We start from the raw sequence: 14768 nt of genomic DNA, 5'->3' as shown, positions 1-14768 counted from the left end.
TTGTGAATGAAGAGGCTAGTTTTGGATTCAGGACTGCTGTTGAATTGCAACCGTTTGCCGCGTTTGGCATAGATGCTGGGAAAAGCAAAGACGAGATCTGCAATTTCAATATCAGTCATAACGATCGAGTGTCGCACAGATCGACATATAGAACAGGAACTTCGCCTTCCTGCAGTAACGGAACAAAATCGGGATTTTTATTAATGGTCATGTTTGACAGGGCTTTCAAAAGAATTTTGCCGGTTGCGTCGGCCACCATGGCCCTCACAGCGATCGCATTTCTTGCACCCGTGCACAGCGCCCAGGCACAAGCACAAGCAAACAACGCCAATGCTCCGCATTGGATGAAATTCTGCAGCGAAGATGCGAAAACCAAAAAGCAGCTCTGCGCGATCACTCAGGAACTGAAGGCTGAAACCGGCCAGTTTCTTGCTTCGATTTCGCTGCGTGAGCTGGAAGGGGCCAAACGCAAGGCGCTCGTCATCGCTATCACGCCGGGCATGCTGCTGCGTCACGGCCTGACCATACAGATCGACAAAGGCAAGCAGATCAAGGGAACCTTCTCCATCTGCTTCCCCAATGCATGCTTCTCTGACGTAGCTGTTGACGCCACATTCGTCGATCAGATGAAAAAGGGCGCAACCATCTCTGTCACCGCGCTCAACCAGCAAGCACAGCCAGTGCGCTTTGATCTAACCCTGAGCGGCTTCACTGCAAGCTATGACGGCGACCCGATCGATCTGAAGAAAACCGCTGAAGAACAGCAGAAGCTTCAGGAACTGCTGCGCAAACGTGCTGAAGAACAGCGCCAGAAGCTGCTTGATCAGAAGCAGAAGGCCGAATAGGCCAGTCATGGCTTTACAAATAAAAACCGCGATCCGTTCATTTCGGATCGCGGTTTTTATTGCGACATTTTGAATCGGCTCTTTCGGTCTAATTTACCAGATCATCTTCCGGCTGATAGATGCCTTCTTTCATGCCCTTGAAGAGTTGCCGAACCTGCGGATGCCGAATAGGTTCACCTGAACTGTCCTTGAGCAAATTCTGCTCGGACACATAGGCCACATATTCCGTCTCATCATTCTCCGCAAAGATATGATAGAAAGGCTGATCGCGACGCGGGCGAACATCTTCAGGAATGGAATCATACCATTCTTCCGAATTGTCAAACTCGGGATCGACGTCGAAAACGACGCCACGGAAAGAATAAACCCGGTGGCGCACGATCTGACCGATCTGAAATTTTGCTATTTTCATTTCCGCCATGAGACCAGGCTCCATTTTCTTATAGTTGCCTAACGTTGCCTCGCAAAAGGCCATTGTCCTTAGCCTAGCATATATTTTGATGCAGACGCTATGAACATTCTTTTGATCAGCTCGTTAAAAAGTGAAGGACTGTACTCATCACACTCGGCAAGCCAAGTCAATAAAGGCCAACACGAGGCTGGCCAATATTTGCTCGATTCCGAGCCTTTTTACGCATTTTATCCGCTTGTCAGTGCCAATAGACGCCCGCAGCGGAGATCATAAAGCTAGCCGGACAAACCATAAAGTGCGCCCATTTCCGGATCTTTCTCCGCCACCTGTTTTGCCAGATCGACGATCACCTTGGCTTGTTTCCAAGTGGCATCATCCTGCATTTTGCCGTCGATCATTACGGCTCCGGTTCCATCTGGCATGGCTTCCAGAATACGCAAGGCCATTTTGACTTCATCTACGTCCGGACTGAAAACACGCTTTGCAATGCTCACCTGTGAGGGGTGCAGAGACCATGTTCCCATACAGCCCAAAAGGAAGCTGTTGCGGAATTGCGCCTCGCAAGCGTCAGGATCGGAGAAATCCCCAAAGGGACCATAAAAGGCCTTGAGACCGTAGGTCATGCAGGCATCGACCATCTTGGCCATGGTGTAGTGCCATAGATCCTGCTGGTAGAAAGCACGCTCTGTGCCTTCTTCTACATCACCAAGCACCCGATAACCCGGATGGCCACCGCCCACGCGAGTCGTTTTCATACCACGCGATGCGGCGAGGTCCGCAGGCCCAAGGGAAATGCCATGCATACGCGGGGAGGCGGCACAAATGGATTCCACATTGGCCACACCCTCTGCCGTTTCCAAAATCGCGTGAATCAGGATCGGCTTTTCAACCCCGTGCTTGGCCTCCAGTTGCGCGAGGAGCTGATCGAGATAGTGAATATCCCAAGCGCCTTCCACCTTGGGCAGCATGATGACATCAAGCTTGTTGCCCACTTGCGAAACGATATCGATGACATCGTCCAGAAACCACGGGGAATTGAGGCAATTAACGCGCGTCCAAAGGCCGGTAGAACCAAAATCATTGTCTTTTGCCAACTGGATGAAACCAGCTCGCGCTTCTTCTTTCATATCTGCCGGGATGGCATCTTCCAGATTGCCCAATATCACATCAACCGTCTGGATAAGATCAGGAATCTTGGCGCGCATCTTCTCGATATGCGGCGGCACGAAATGAATCATGCGCTCCACTCTCACCGGCAAGTCGCGATAGGGAACAGGCGCCCCAATGGCCAATGGTTTGTAAAATGCACGTGGCGTTTTCATCATCTCTCTCCCCTTATGCGCGCTGCCGCAAGAAGCTCTCGATTTTGCCCAAATCGAGCAGCGCAATCCTCGCGCCTATTTGCACCGCAAAAATTGCTGCAGCGCAATAAGACTGTAGGGGAAGATACGGAAGAGGTAGAAGCTATGGCGTATTGACGGGCCAGAGTAGGGTGCGCGAGCAAGGCAATTCGCCCCGCTTAGCCCCAGCGGCGATGTGCCCACATCCATTGGTCCGGAGCTTCACGGATCCAGCTCTCAAACTGGGCCTGTTCAGCGATGGTCGCTTGCAGAATATCGTCTTCAACTGCGTCACTGTGGGGCATCGGAACGATTTCAGCCTGCACCTTGAAGTGAATGCCTCTGGTGCGTTTGATACGCAACGCAATAAGCGGAGCCCCTTTCTTGCGAGCCAGACGGGCAGGAAAGCTGTTGGTCGGGGCAGGGCGGCCAAAAAAGTCGATTGTGGCCCCGTGACGATCGCGCAAATCGCCCATGATCGCCACAGCCGTTCCGCCAGAAACTGACGTAAGCGCACGCATACCGGCACGGTCGCCTTTCACAAACACGCCACCACTGAAGGTTTCGGCGCGCTTTCGCACCATATAGTCATGAACCAGAGGATTCTTGAGCTTCTGCATGACGACAGAGCAATCAAACCCGTTATGCGAAGAAATCGCGCCGCCCAGTTCCCAGTTGCCAGAATGCAGAGAGACGATCACGCCGCCGGATCGCTTGATCTCGTCCACGATCAGCCGGTAATTCTCAGGCTGCTCGACCAGTTCGTCCATGCGTTTGGCGATTTTGTCAGCCAGCACGGCCTCGGCGAAGGTCCGCCCGAGATTCTCCCACATAGCAAGAGTAATGGCATAGAGCTCGTCGTCGGATTTTTCTGGAAAGGCGAGCCGAAGATGCTCCATCGCCCGCTTCTGTCGCCTAAGGCGTGGTGCGATTGAGCGCCAGAGCCAGCCCATGAAACCGGAAGACACATAGAGTGGCATCGATCGCAGGATAAAGATGACAAACATCAGCAATGCATATTCAATGCGATGAGCCAGCGTGACTTTCTTCATGCAAAATACCTGCGGCCTTCTGTTAATTCCCACCGGACGGTTCGGTATCGGCCCTTTGTAGCTCAGTGACACAAAAGCGCAATGTACAATGTGGAAAGCTTGCGTTCCAGCCAAGCGCCCACGCCGGATAAAACTAAGAATGTTTCTCGCGCTTGTTGATGGCGTCAGCAGTCCAACCAATCTTCGTTGGCGCATCCAGTCCCGCTTTCATCATCAACTTGCGTAAGGAAGGAACCATGTTGGCAAGTGCCAAACCGGCCGTGCGCGCTCCTTGCCCGAAGGGCAGGGCGGAGATGAGCGACATATTGAGCATATGCACTCCTGCTGTGCGAGACCAGATATCGCTGCGCCGCAGCTGACCATAGGTCTGCACCACATCATCTGCGCCGGGATCGCCTGCGCCATCTTCTCGAATGACATCGGCCAAGCTGGAGATATCGCGCAGACTGAGATTGAGCCCCTGTGCCCCGATTGGCGGGAAGGCATGGGCGCTCTCTGCAATCAACGCTGCACGCGGACCGTAAAACTGTTTCGCCACCATGCCGGAAAGCGGGAAGCTCTGCGGATCACTGATGACCTCAAACGCGCCGTAAATAGAATGGGATCGTCGCTCCAGCTCAAGCGCCAACAAATGCCGATCCATTCCCTTAAGGCGTTCGGCGTCTTCAGGCTTGACCACACACACGAGACTTGATGTAAAGCCGTCTCGATAGGGCACCAGCGTGAAGGGGCCTGTCTTGGTGTGAAACTCTGTCGAGATATTGTTGTGCGGTGTTGAGGGATGATGCAGGTTGACCACCATGGCGGTCTGCGGGTAGGCCCATTTGCGCATCTCCACTCCGGCTGCCTCCCGCACGATGGACTTGCGTCCGTCCGCAGCAATGGCAAGCCGTGCCTGCCAGACAGAGCCATCCTCCATCTCGATCATGGCCCCATCGCTCTCCAACCGAACAGAGCGAGCGAGCTGCTTATCCTGAATAACACGCTCCTGATCCTGCACTTCCAAAGCGGCATGCAAGGTGGCAACGAGGCGATTGTTATCAATATTGTAGCCAAAGGCCTCCAGATCGATCTCGGAGCTGTCAAATTCCGTTGTCGGCGCCTTAAAAAGGCGTCCGGTATCGTCAATGAGACGCATGATCTTGAGGGCTTGCCCCTCCGCTGCAATGCCATCCCAAAGTCCCAGACTTTGAAGATAGGGCACCGAGCTGCCAAGCAGGGCCGTGGTTCGCCCGTCTTCACCGCCATGCTCAGGGCCAATCAGAACACAAGAGAGTCCGAGCTTTGCCATTTGGATGGCAGCAACATGGCCTGCAGGCCCGCTTCCAACCACAGCAACATCCACTTTTCTTTCGTGCGACATGACAGCTCCCTTTGCGGACTGATTCCGCAGGATCATATGAGTTCGCATGGGTCATAGCCTGTAAGGGGCAGAAAATCCAGCCTGAGCCGATCAGAGCATCTATACCGCCTTGACACTATGACACCATGGCTATCTTGCAATTTGCACCAACTCCGGTTCATATGACAGCGTGAATCCACTTACGAAGAAAAGGCGGTGTCCAGATGAGTCCACTGGGAAATTTTTTCGACACCAGCAGCAGCCGGGAATTACAAAAGCAAATGGCCCGCTTCCGTGCGGAGCATCCCGAACTCGCTGCAGCCGAAGCAAAGCCTCGCATCGCCCTCTTTCTGGCGATCGCAGCGGCCTCTCTTTTTGCATGGTTCTATTTGTTTGCCATGGTAGTCGACATGGCACCGGACATGGACATGCGCGCACTTGGGCCTGGCATGTCTGCCTTCAACGTTTTCAACGGATTTGAGAGCCTGGACCCGACAACGCGTGCCTTCATCGCCGCTGTTTGCGCGCCGTCTGCTGCTATCGGCCATTTCGGCATGCCCAGTCTGGACGCCTGGGGCATGCAGGATCTCATCATCGTCTTTGCCATGTGGGTCATGATGGCGATTGCCATGATGTTACCCACCGCCGCACCAATTCTGAAAAGCTATGCGTCCGTGCAAGAAGCAAAGGGCAGAAAAGCCGGACCATTCTCCGTCTTGTTGCTGACTTTGGGCTATCTAAGCATCTGGATCGGCTTTGCCTTCCTAGCCACCCTGCTGCAATGGGGACTGACGGAAATCCAGACCATGTCACCAGTTATGGCACCCGCATCCATGGTATTCTCTGCAAGCACATTGCTGCTCGCTGGCATTTATCAATTTACACCAGCCAAGCAGGCCTGTCTGTTACGTTGCCAGCTGCCCTTTCCCTATTTCAATCGACGCACGGAGAAGGGCTTCTTCCGCTCTTTTGCTGGCTCTTATATCATGGGACTGGAGCAGGGGCTGTTTTGCACCGGCTGCACATGGGCGCTCATGGTTGTGATGTTTGCTGTTGGGGTCATGAATGTGATTTGGATGGCAATTCTGGGATTATTGATGGCAATAGAGAAGGTTGTTCCCAATCCATGGGTAACGCGCGGTATCGGTATTTTCCTCATAATCTGGGGACTTTTAGTGCTCTCCATCTCCCCTGCAGGGCGAACCATTCTCGGCATTTGATTTTTGTGGCAGTTGCCTGATGTTTCCGATTGCTTCCCGCAGCAGTTTGGGATAGGGACAGCGCATGCAAAAACAAACCGCATTTCTAGTTCATCTGTTGACTGCCTCTGGTGCAGCATTTGCCTTGTTGGCAACACTGGCCGCTTCGAACAGCGACTGGACAGCCTTGTTCTTCTGGCTGCTCGCCGCCCAGTTCGTCGATGGCATCGATGGACCGATTGCGCGCAAAATGAAAGTCACGCAGATTTTGCCCAATTGGAGTGGCAACAGTCTGGATTTTGTCATCGACTATGCGACCTATGTCTTTATCCCTGCTTTCGCTTTCATGAAAGCGGATTTGATGCCAATGCCTTATTCGCTTATCGCGGGTGCCATCATCGTCGTAACCGGCGGTTTGTATTTTGCCAATGACCAGATGAAATGCCCCTCGAATGCCTTTCGTGGCTTTCCGGCGGTCTGGAATGGGGTGCTCTTTTATTATTTCCTCTTCACGCCAGATCCGATCACCGGCTTCATCATAATTGTGTTGTTGGCTGCGGCCCAATTTATTCCCGTTGAGTTCGTTCATCCTGTCCGGGTCAAATCCCTGCGCCCGCTGACACTGGTTTTCGTGGCCGTCTGGTCCGTATTTGCCTGCCATGTCGTTTTCAACAATATGGTGCCAACGTCACTGGACCGTATTATTCTGGCAATCAGCGGCATCTACCTGTTCGCCATCGGACCACTACTCCATTTGCGCAGGATCAGACCCGCAAGCTGACAGCAATAAGGGCAGCCCAACAGATCAAAAGCACGCTCCGAAAGTCAACCAATGCCTTTGCGGGAGACATCCTGTTCTCTTCGGTTGTTGCCATAAACAGACGATACCTTACACACAATGTGAACAATCCAAGGCGCTTGGCAATCCGTCGTGCTTGTTTCATCCTGCTATATATGTCAATGTCCTAGCAGAAAAACACCAAACCATGGAGCAGCATCCTGGACCGCGCTCGACTTCTTTATTCTCCGGCTTTGCGTTATTTTGCGGCGGTTGCCGAGCATGGTGCGATCCGCGCGGCTAGTCGTGAACTCAATGTTGCCTCCTCGGCCGTCAATCGACAAATTCTCTGGCTCGAAGACAGCCTGGGTGTACCGCTGTTTGAGCGGGTAGGGCGCCGGCTGCAACTCTCACCCGCCGGTGAGATTCTCTTGCGACACGTTACCCATGTTCTGCGCGACTTCGAACAGACAACCTCTGAACTGGACGCCCTGCGTGGCCTCAAGCGCGGCATTGTACGCATCGCCAGCGTAGAAAGCGTTGCAACCGAACTTCTGTCCGATCTTGCGGCTTCCTTTGGCAAGAGCTATCCCGATATCCAGCTCAGGATCACGGTGACCCATTCCGACAATATCGCCCGTCAGATCATCGATTCCGACGCCGACATCGGCTTTTGTTTCGATCCGCCGGATGAAGACCTGCTTGCGGTCAATTATTCCCACGCCTTTGAAATCGGTGCCGTGGTGAACAAGAATCACCCGCTCGCCCAGATGGATTCCTGCTGCTTTCATGATTGTCTGGATTTCCCGATCATCCTGCCGTCGCGCGGTCTGTCCCTTCGCACAGCCCTTGACCGCTTGCTCGCAAAGACAGAAACCGAGCCATCCATTTTTGCAGAAGTCAGCACGCTTCAAATGATGCGCCGATTGGCAGCGCGGGACCTAGGGGTCTGTTTTCAAACCCGGATTGGCCTTAACGACTCGCTCGATCATGCAGAATTGCGTTTCGTGCCGCTTACCGATGAACAGCTTCATTATAATACGCTGTCGATCCTGACCCATCAGCAGCGCAAGTTGAAGCTGGCCCCGGCGATGTTCCTGACTCATGCTCAGCAATTCTTCAACAATCGCTTTTCCTGAGCAACAATCACCCTGCCATCAGACGCATAAGGAGAACAGTCAGAGACCATCTGATCACTAATTGTGCACATTTATTAGACCTGATTAATTTCCATTCAAAAAATTCGTTAAAAGGTCAAAATTTTAGCGACGAAAAGGATTTTGCGTATGGATTGTCAATTCATTGTCACTTAAACAGAGTGTGAACCCAAGCTGTAATAAGATTGGCGATTTTCCGCCGCTACACTGACTGCTAAAGAAGCATTCAGTGTTTTGCATTTATGGGAATGATGGGAAATCGTTCAAAACAAGCTCTGTAAACAGGTCGTGATGACATCAGTTCCCCTTCTTGAAGCCAAAGGCCTTACCAAGCGCTTTGGCACTCTGCTGGCCAATGACGCGGTGGATCTTGTCGTGCAACCGGGCGAAATCCACGCACTTCTGGGCGAGAATGGTGCAGGCAAATCGACCCTTGTTAAAATGCTTTACGGATCTCTTGAGCCCACTGCGGGCGAGATCATCTGGAAAGGCAAAAAAGTCCATCTGAAAGACCCGGCTGAAGCGCGCAAGCTCGGTATCGGCATGGTTTTCCAGCATTTTTCCCTGTTCGACAGCATGACAGTCGTGGAGAATATCGCCTTGGCTTTGCCCAAAGGGCAGAAGATGTCGGATCTTGCCAAGCGCATTGAGCAGGTCAGCAACGAATATGGGCTGCCTCTCAAGGCGAACAATCTGGTAGCAGATCTGTCAGTCGGGGAACGCCAGCGCATCGAGATCGTACGGTGCCTGCTGCAAGATCCTCAACTCATCATCATGGATGAACCAACCTCCGTTTTGACCCCGCAAGAAGCTGAATTGTTATTCAAAACGCTGCTGCGTCTGGCCAGCGAAGGGCGCTCGATCCTCTATATCAGCCACAGGCTGGAAGAGGTGCAGCGCATTTGTGATACGGCCACTATCCTGCGTCATGGCAAGCTGGTAGCCCAGTGCACGCCGTCTCAAGAAACGGCGTCTTCGCTCGCCAGCCTCATGGTTGGCTCGAGCGTCAAATCCGTTGAGCGCGAGAAAGCCGATCTGTCCAATGCCCCGGTAAGACTTCAGCTGGAGCATCTGGATCTACCCGCATCAGGGCCATTTGCCATTGAACTCAAGGATATCTGTCTCTCCCTAAAGGGGGGAGAAGTCGTTGCCATTGCCGGTGTGGCTGGCAATGGGCAGTCCGAGTTGTTCGACGCCATTTCGGGCGAACGGGCGACACTGGCCGATGCCGTTGTGATCGATGGTCAGAAAGTCGGCAACAAGAGCATCACCATACGCCGCAAGCTTGGCGCTGCCTTCGTGCCTGAAGAGCGGCTAAGCCATGCGGTTGTTCCATCCTTGCGGCTATCAGAAAATGTTCTGTTGACCCGCCATGGCTCCGATGTGCCATCAATGACCCGCAAGGGCATGTTCATCAAGCGCACCAAAACCGGCAAAGTCGGTCAGCGAATTGCCGAAAATTTCGATATCCGTAAAGGCGAACCAGACCCGAATGCAGGCAGCCTTTCTGGTGGCAACCTGCAAAAATTCGTTGTCGGTCGCGAGATTGACCGATCCCCGACCATTCTCATCGTCTCCCAGCCCACATGGGGCGTGGATGCAGGGGCAGCAGCGCTCATTCGTCAAGCGCTGATTGATCTGGCCAGAAAAGGCACTGCCGTTTTGGTCATTTCACAGGATCTTGACGAGATTTTTGAAATTGCAGACCGCATCGCGGTCATCAACAAGGGCTCCCTCTCTGAGGCGAAGCCAGTAGAAGAAATGACCCTTGAACGTGTTGGCCTGCTCATGGGTGGGGTCCACGGCGATGCGCCAGATGACGTTGATCTGTCGATCCCCGCCAAGGCAACGCCTGAAGATGGAGGCTCCAATGCGGCTTGAAATGCAAAAGCGCGGCGCGCCATCCCAAGTCATGTCCCTCATGTCACCCGTTTTGGCGATTATCCTGACGCTGATCACCGGCGCCATCATGTTTGGTCTGCTCGGCTTTAACCCCGGCAAGGCCCTCTATGTCTATTTCGTGGAGCCTCTGCTGGACCCATGGAGTCTTCAGGAGCTGGTCGTCAAGGCATCACCACTCATTCTGATCGCGGTGGGTCTGACAATCTGCTACCGCTCGAACAACTGGAACATCGGCGCTGAGGGGCAGTTTACCATGGGAGCCATCTTCGGCTCCGTGCTGCCGATCATGTTCCCGGACTTCCAGAATTATGCCGTATTCCCAATCATGCTGGCCATGGGCGCGATCGGCGGCGGGCTATTTGCCTATATTCCGGCCTTGCTTAAGAACCGCTTTGCCACCAACGAAATCCTGACCAGCCTGATGCTCACCTATGTGGCGCTGCTGTTCCTCGATTTCCTCGTGCGTGGCCCATGGAAAGACCCGGATGGTTACAATTTCCCAGAAAGCCGCCTGTTCAATGATTATGCGCTGACGCCAAGCCTGTTTGAAGGTGGGCGGATGCATATCGGCGCGGTATTCGCCGTCGTTGCTGCAATCCTTGTCTTCGTGCTCTTCATCCGCACGCTGAAAGGCTTTGAAATCAAGGTCATCGGCGAAACACCGAGGGCAGGGAACTTTGCCGGTTTCTCAAAGGAAAAGATGACCGTGTTCGCCTTCGTCGTGTCTGGCGCGCTCACAGGGCTTGCCGGTATTCTCGAGGTTGCCGGACCAATTGGCCAGCTGCGTCCGACCATTTCGCCGGGCTATGGCTTCACTGCCATCATCGTGGCCTTTCTGGGCCGCCTCAACCCGATTGGCGCCATCTTTGCTGGCCTGTTGCTGGCTCTTTCCTATCTGGGTGGCGAGGCCGCACAGGTTGATCTAGGCATTTCGGAAAAAACAGCCAAGGCATTCCAGGGCATTCTGCTCTTCTATGTTCTGGCCTGTGACACGCTCATTCACTATCGTATACGCATTGTGTGGCGCAACAAGCTGCGCGCAAAAGAGGTCGCCTGATGGAATTCGCAGATGCCTTGCTTGTCTCTATTGTAACGGCCTCAACCCCGCTTCTGCTTGCCGCAATCGGTGAGCTTGTCGTGGAACGGTCCGGAGTTCTCAATCTCGGTGTCGAAGGCATGATGATCATGGGTGCGGTCTGTGCCTTTGCCACATCGCTGACCACCGGCAACCCCTATCTGGGCATTCTGGCCGGTATCGCAGGGGGCGCAGTCATGGCGCTACTCTTTGCGTTCCTGACCTTGGGCCTGGTGGCCAACCAATATGCGACCGGCCTAGCGCTCAGTCTGCTGGGTTTGGGCTTTTCCGGCATGATCGGCGAGCATTATGTTGGCACACCCGGCGTCAAACTCCCGACCCTTGATATTCCGGTTCTATCTGACATCCCCGTCATCGGGGACGCCATATTCAATCAGGACATCCTGTTTTATATGACCATTGCGCTCGTCTTCGGCGTAAGCTGGTTCCTGTTCAAGAGTCGCACGGGCCTCATCTTGCGATCTGTGGGCGAAAACCATAACTCCGCCCATGCACTGGGTTACAATGTCAACCGGGTGCGCCTTTATGCCGTTCTGTTCGGCGGCGTTTGCTCCGGTCTCTCTGGCTCATATCTATCGCTCGTCTACACCAACTTGTGGATCGAAAACATGACAGCAGGCCGCGGCTGGATCGCACTGGCGCTGGTTGTGTTCGCCTCCTGGCTACCATGGCGTACAATCGCCGGAGCCTATCTGTTTGGTGCAGTTCTGATCTTACAGTTCCATGCGCAAGGCGCTGGCTGGGAAGTGCCTTCGCAGCTGCTATCGGCCTTGCCCTATCTCGCAACAATCGTCGCATTGGTTTTCATTTCCCGCAACCGCACAGTGGCTCGGGTCAATACACCTTCCTGTCTGGGACAATCCTTTGTTCCAGACCGTTGACGGCCAAGCTTTTGGTCGCTTTCTGCCATAGTTGGCAGCAACAAACAGCGCTCTGGTCTTTTTGTGAGGGCAGCGCGCCATAAAAGAGACAAGTCTCAGAACATGATCCGAACCATCGGATCAGGCAATGAAAGAGGGATGCAACATATGCGTAAACTATTCGCAGCGGCAGCAGCCGTCGCTCTCGGCCTGACCGCCTCTCTGGGGGCACAGGCTGCAGACAAAACCAAAGTCGGCTTTGTTTATGTCGGACCAGTGGGAGACATGGGCTGGTCCTATCAGCACGATCAGGGCCGTCAGGCTATCGAAAAGAAATTCGGCGACAAGGTTGAAACCACCTATGTCGAAAGCGTTTCTGAAGGCCCGGACGCTGAACGCGTTATCGAAAAGCTGGCTCGCGCAGGCAACGACATCATCTTCACCACGTCTTTCGGTTACATGAACCCGACCGTGAAGGTAGCCAAGAAATACCCTGACGTGAAGTTCGAACACGCAACCGGCTATAAACGCGCTGACAACGTATCCACCTATGCTGCCCGTTTCTATGAAGGCCGCTATGTGATCGGTCAGATCGCAGCCAAGATGACCAAGTCCAAGATTGTTGGTTACATCGGCGCAACCCCGATTCCGGAAGTTATTCGCGGCATCAACTCTTTCATGCTGGGCGCACAGTCTATCGATCCGGACATCAAGGTCAAGATCATCTGGATCAACAGCTGGTTCGACCCGGGCAAGGAAGCTGACGCGGCCAAAGCACTCATCGACCAAGGCGCCGACATCCTGGTTCAACACACTGATTCCGCAGCACCTTTGCAGGTAGCAGCAGAACGCGGTGTGGTTGGCTTCGGTCAGGCTTCCGACATGATCAAGTTTGCTCCGAAAAACCAGCTGACGGCGATTGTCGACCATTGGGACGAATACTACATTTCCCGCGTTCAGGCCGTCATGGATGGCTCCTGGAAGTCTGAAGACACCTGGGGTGGCTTTGACATGGAAATGGTTCACATGGCAGACTTCACCAACATGCCGGAAGACGTTGCCAAAATGGCCGCTGAAACCGAAGCAAAGATCAAGTCTGGCGAGCTGCATCCATTTGACGGCCCGGTCTACAAGCAGGACGGCACCCTGGCGGTCAAAGAAGGCGAAACCCTTGACGACGGCACTCTGCTCGGCATGAACTGGTACGTTCAGGGCATCGACGGCAAAGTTCCGCAATAATATGCAGAACTCGGCTCTTAGCCATTTCTGAATAAAAAAGCCCTCGTGACATAATGTCTCGGGGGATTTTTGTATTCAGAACACTCACCCAACCAACATTTCGCCCGCTTTCCCGAGAATTGAGAATAGATGTCCCATTCTATTTTCGTTTATTTATAAAAAACGCCCAACAGGCTTAATAACGAGAATATCTCATTAAAATCATAATCAAACAGCACCTAATACATGGAACAAGAATCCAAAAAATCAACAAACATTTTATCCTAAAGTATATATTTTAAAGAATATGCAATTGAACTGGTACATTTCTAGACTTGCTTTTTGAGTTGAGTTGGCGCAAAATCCATAACGTTGATATTTTATCACCAGAAGTTTCCAGGGCAGCACTCCAGGAGCCGTTTTATTTGGGGGACCCGTTCTAACGATTGCTGTCAATGAGGTCCAGCCAACAGGTCGGGCCTCATTTTTTTTGAGCCCCCCCTCTCATAACGCTCCTCTCTCCAGATCGGAACCGATACAAACCTGCCTAACCATGGGTGGGATGAAAAGAGTTACTGATGGTATTCCGCAGCCAGACATGCGCCGGAGACTTATCAAAGGAGGCATGCCAGACAAGCGCTATAGGAACTTCCTTGAGCTTAAACGGCGGCACCGCTACCTTAAAGCCATGCTGCTGAGCAAAGCGCATGGCAATGCTTGAGGGCAGAGTGGAAACCACTGGCGCTTGCTTTATCAGATGCGGAACAAGCATTAGCCGTGATGTGGTAGCCGCCACTTTGAGCCGCTTGTAGGTTTTGCCCAAAGCCCGCCGCAGCGGATCCGGCTCGCCCTTGCTTTCCTGCATGACCAAATGCGGCAAGGCCAACCATTGTTCTAGCTCATCAGGCAAGATCTCGTCGAAAAATGCTGGATTGTAAAGGCAAAGGAATTGCTCATAAAACATGAGTTTCCGCTTATGGTGCACACGTCCTTCCAGATAGGCTCCGATTGCGAAATGAATGGAGCCACTATCGAGCTCATCATAGACATCAATCGACCCAAGAGGGTTAAAATGCAACGTCATGTTAGGCGCTTCTCTTCGGACCAGAGCCAACAATCCGGGTGCAAAATCGGCTTCAGCGATATCTGGCAGCGCAATGACAAAACTCTCATGACACTGGGCAAGATCCAGAGACTTATCCTTGACGGTAAGCGCTTCCAGACTGGCAAATACCTCCTCAAGGGGTGATTGAAGCCCGTGCGCAAATGGAGTCATAACCATTTTGCCGCCCTGACGGGTCAAGAGTTCATCCCCAAAATGGGTGCGCAGTCGAGCCAGATTGTAACTCATGGCAGACTGGCTCACGCCTTGGGCCTTTGCAGCCAGTGTCACATTGCATGTTTTGAGCAAAAGCTGAAGGCTCCGCAGAAGATTGAGATCAAACTTATCCATCAATTTGACTTATTTCGCTTATGAGTTTCACTGATTGGCCTTTCACTGACGATACTCATAAAATCAGCACCGAGCAAAGGGACTAAGTCAATAAACCCAAACCTTTACGCCAAA

General features: G+C 53.0%; 13 protein-coding genes. 8 read left to right on the top strand and 5 right to left on the bottom strand.

Annotated features, from left to right (window positions below; genetic code table 11):
• Positions 1–203: 203 nt before the first annotated feature.
• Entirely contained in the window at positions 204–845 is a 642-nt protein-coding gene (locus ACKPCT_RS05990) for an invasion associated locus B family protein (RefSeq protein ID WP_090073668.1), read from the top strand.
• 88 nt (positions 846–933) lie between these two features.
• On the opposite strand, the gene hspQ is transcribed toward ACKPCT_RS05990, so the two are convergent.
• From hspQ to ACKPCT_RS05970, 4 genes are all read right to left on the bottom strand, one after another.
• Positions 934–1257 carry a heat shock protein HspQ gene (gene hspQ, locus ACKPCT_RS05985; protein ID WP_090073811.1) on the bottom strand — a complete coding sequence of 108 codons (324 nt, stop codon included), beginning with the start codon at positions 1255–1257 and terminating at the stop codon, positions 934–936.
• 275 nt (positions 1258–1532) lie between these two features.
• Positions 1533–2579: an HpcH/HpaI aldolase/citrate lyase family protein gene (locus ACKPCT_RS05980; protein ID WP_319569390.1), complete on the bottom strand. Its 1047-nt coding sequence runs from the start codon at positions 2577–2579 to the stop codon at positions 1533–1535.
• 197 nt (positions 2580–2776) lie between these two features.
• Positions 2777–3649, bottom strand: a complete 873-nt coding sequence (locus ACKPCT_RS05975; RefSeq protein WP_175528089.1) for a lysophospholipid acyltransferase family protein — start codon at positions 3647–3649, stop codon at positions 2777–2779.
• A 133-nt stretch (positions 3650–3782) separates the two neighbouring features.
• The gene (locus tag ACKPCT_RS05970) at positions 3783–5012 is read right to left on the bottom strand and encodes an FAD-dependent monooxygenase (RefSeq protein WP_319568665.1); all 1230 of its coding nucleotides are present in this window, start codon (positions 5010–5012) and stop codon (positions 3783–3785) included.
• 203 nt (positions 5013–5215) lie between these two features.
• Between ACKPCT_RS05970 and ACKPCT_RS05965 the strand changes: the two genes are divergently transcribed.
• From ACKPCT_RS05965 to ACKPCT_RS05935, 7 genes are all read left to right on the top strand, one after another.
• Positions 5216–6211, top strand: coding sequence for a DUF2182 domain-containing protein (locus tag ACKPCT_RS05965; RefSeq protein WP_090073665.1), 996 nt, complete (start codon positions 5216–5218; stop codon positions 6209–6211).
• Positions 6212–6275: 64 nt separating this feature from the next.
• Entirely contained in the window at positions 6276–6971 is a 696-nt protein-coding gene (locus ACKPCT_RS05960; protein WP_090073664.1) for a CDP-alcohol phosphatidyltransferase family protein, read from the top strand.
• Positions 6972–7222: 251 nt separating this feature from the next.
• Positions 7223–8107, top strand: a complete 885-nt coding sequence (locus tag ACKPCT_RS05955) for a LysR family transcriptional regulator (RefSeq protein WP_210186765.1) — start codon at positions 7223–7225, stop codon at positions 8105–8107.
• Between the two features lie 309 nt (positions 8108–8416).
• On the top strand, positions 8417–10006 hold the full coding sequence (locus tag ACKPCT_RS05950) for an ABC transporter ATP-binding protein (protein WP_090073661.1): 1590 nt from the start codon (positions 8417–8419) through the stop codon (positions 10004–10006).
• Complete coding sequence (locus ACKPCT_RS05945) at positions 9996–11084, top strand: ABC transporter permease (RefSeq protein WP_090073659.1); 1089 nt, start codon at positions 9996–9998, stop codon at positions 11082–11084. The genes ACKPCT_RS05950 and ACKPCT_RS05945 overlap by 11 nt, the downstream gene beginning before the upstream one ends.
• A complete protein-coding gene (locus tag ACKPCT_RS05940) occupies positions 11084–12004 on the top strand; it encodes an ABC transporter permease (protein ID WP_090073657.1) in 921 nt (306 codons plus the stop codon). Before ACKPCT_RS05945 ends, ACKPCT_RS05940 begins: the two co-directional genes overlap by 1 nt.
• A gap of 147 nt (positions 12005–12151) precedes the next feature.
• Positions 12152–13222 (top strand): BMP family ABC transporter substrate-binding protein, encoded by a 1071-nt coding sequence (locus tag ACKPCT_RS05935; protein WP_090073805.1) that lies wholly within the window; start codon positions 12152–12154, stop codon positions 13220–13222.
• A gap of 526 nt (positions 13223–13748) precedes the next feature.
• On the opposite strand, the gene ACKPCT_RS05930 is transcribed toward ACKPCT_RS05935, so the two are convergent.
• Positions 13749–14654, bottom strand: a complete 906-nt coding sequence (locus ACKPCT_RS05930; RefSeq protein WP_319568664.1) for a LysR family transcriptional regulator — start codon at positions 14652–14654, stop codon at positions 13749–13751.
• Positions 14655–14768 lie beyond the last annotated feature (114 nt).

The organism is Cohaesibacter marisflavi (assembly GCF_963665895.2).
GTDB classification, from domain to species: domain Bacteria; phylum Pseudomonadota; class Alphaproteobacteria; order Rhizobiales; family Cohaesibacteraceae; genus Cohaesibacter; species Cohaesibacter marisflavi.
Note: the sequence above shows the minus strand (reverse complement) of the source record. Positions and strands in the feature narration are given on the sequence as shown.

Coding starts and splice junctions, on each gene's coding strand:
- ACKPCT_RS05940 (WP_090073657.1), top strand. CDS start 11,084: ATGGAATTCGCAGATGCCTTGCTTGTCTCTATTGTAACGGCCTCAACC.
- ACKPCT_RS05975 (WP_175528089.1), bottom strand. CDS start 3,649: ATGAAGAAAGTCACGCTGGCTCATCGCATTGAATATGCATTGCTGATG.
- ACKPCT_RS05960 (WP_090073664.1), top strand. CDS start 6,276: ATGCAAAAACAAACCGCATTTCTAGTTCATCTGTTGACTGCCTCTGGT.
- hspQ (WP_090073811.1), bottom strand. CDS start 1,257: ATGAAAATAGCAAAATTTCAGATCGGTCAGATCGTGCGCCACCGGGTT.
- ACKPCT_RS05945 (WP_090073659.1), top strand. CDS start 9,996: ATGCGGCTTGAAATGCAAAAGCGCGGCGCGCCATCCCAAGTCATGTCC.
- ACKPCT_RS05990 (WP_090073668.1), top strand. CDS start 204: ATGGTCATGTTTGACAGGGCTTTCAAAAGAATTTTGCCGGTTGCGTCG.
- ACKPCT_RS05930 (WP_319568664.1), bottom strand. CDS start 14,654: ATGGATAAGTTTGATCTCAATCTTCTGCGGAGCCTTCAGCTTTTGCTC.
- ACKPCT_RS05950 (WP_090073661.1), top strand. CDS start 8,417: ATGACATCAGTTCCCCTTCTTGAAGCCAAAGGCCTTACCAAGCGCTTT.
- ACKPCT_RS05980 (WP_319569390.1), bottom strand. CDS start 2,579: ATGAAAACGCCACGTGCATTTTACAAACCATTGGCCATTGGGGCGCCT.
- ACKPCT_RS05935 (WP_090073805.1), top strand. CDS start 12,152: ATGCGTAAACTATTCGCAGCGGCAGCAGCCGTCGCTCTCGGCCTGACC.
- ACKPCT_RS05965 (WP_090073665.1), top strand. CDS start 5,216: ATGAGTCCACTGGGAAATTTTTTCGACACCAGCAGCAGCCGGGAATTA.
- ACKPCT_RS05970 (WP_319568665.1), bottom strand. CDS start 5,012: ATGTCGCACGAAAGAAAAGTGGATGTTGCTGTGGTTGGAAGCGGGCCT.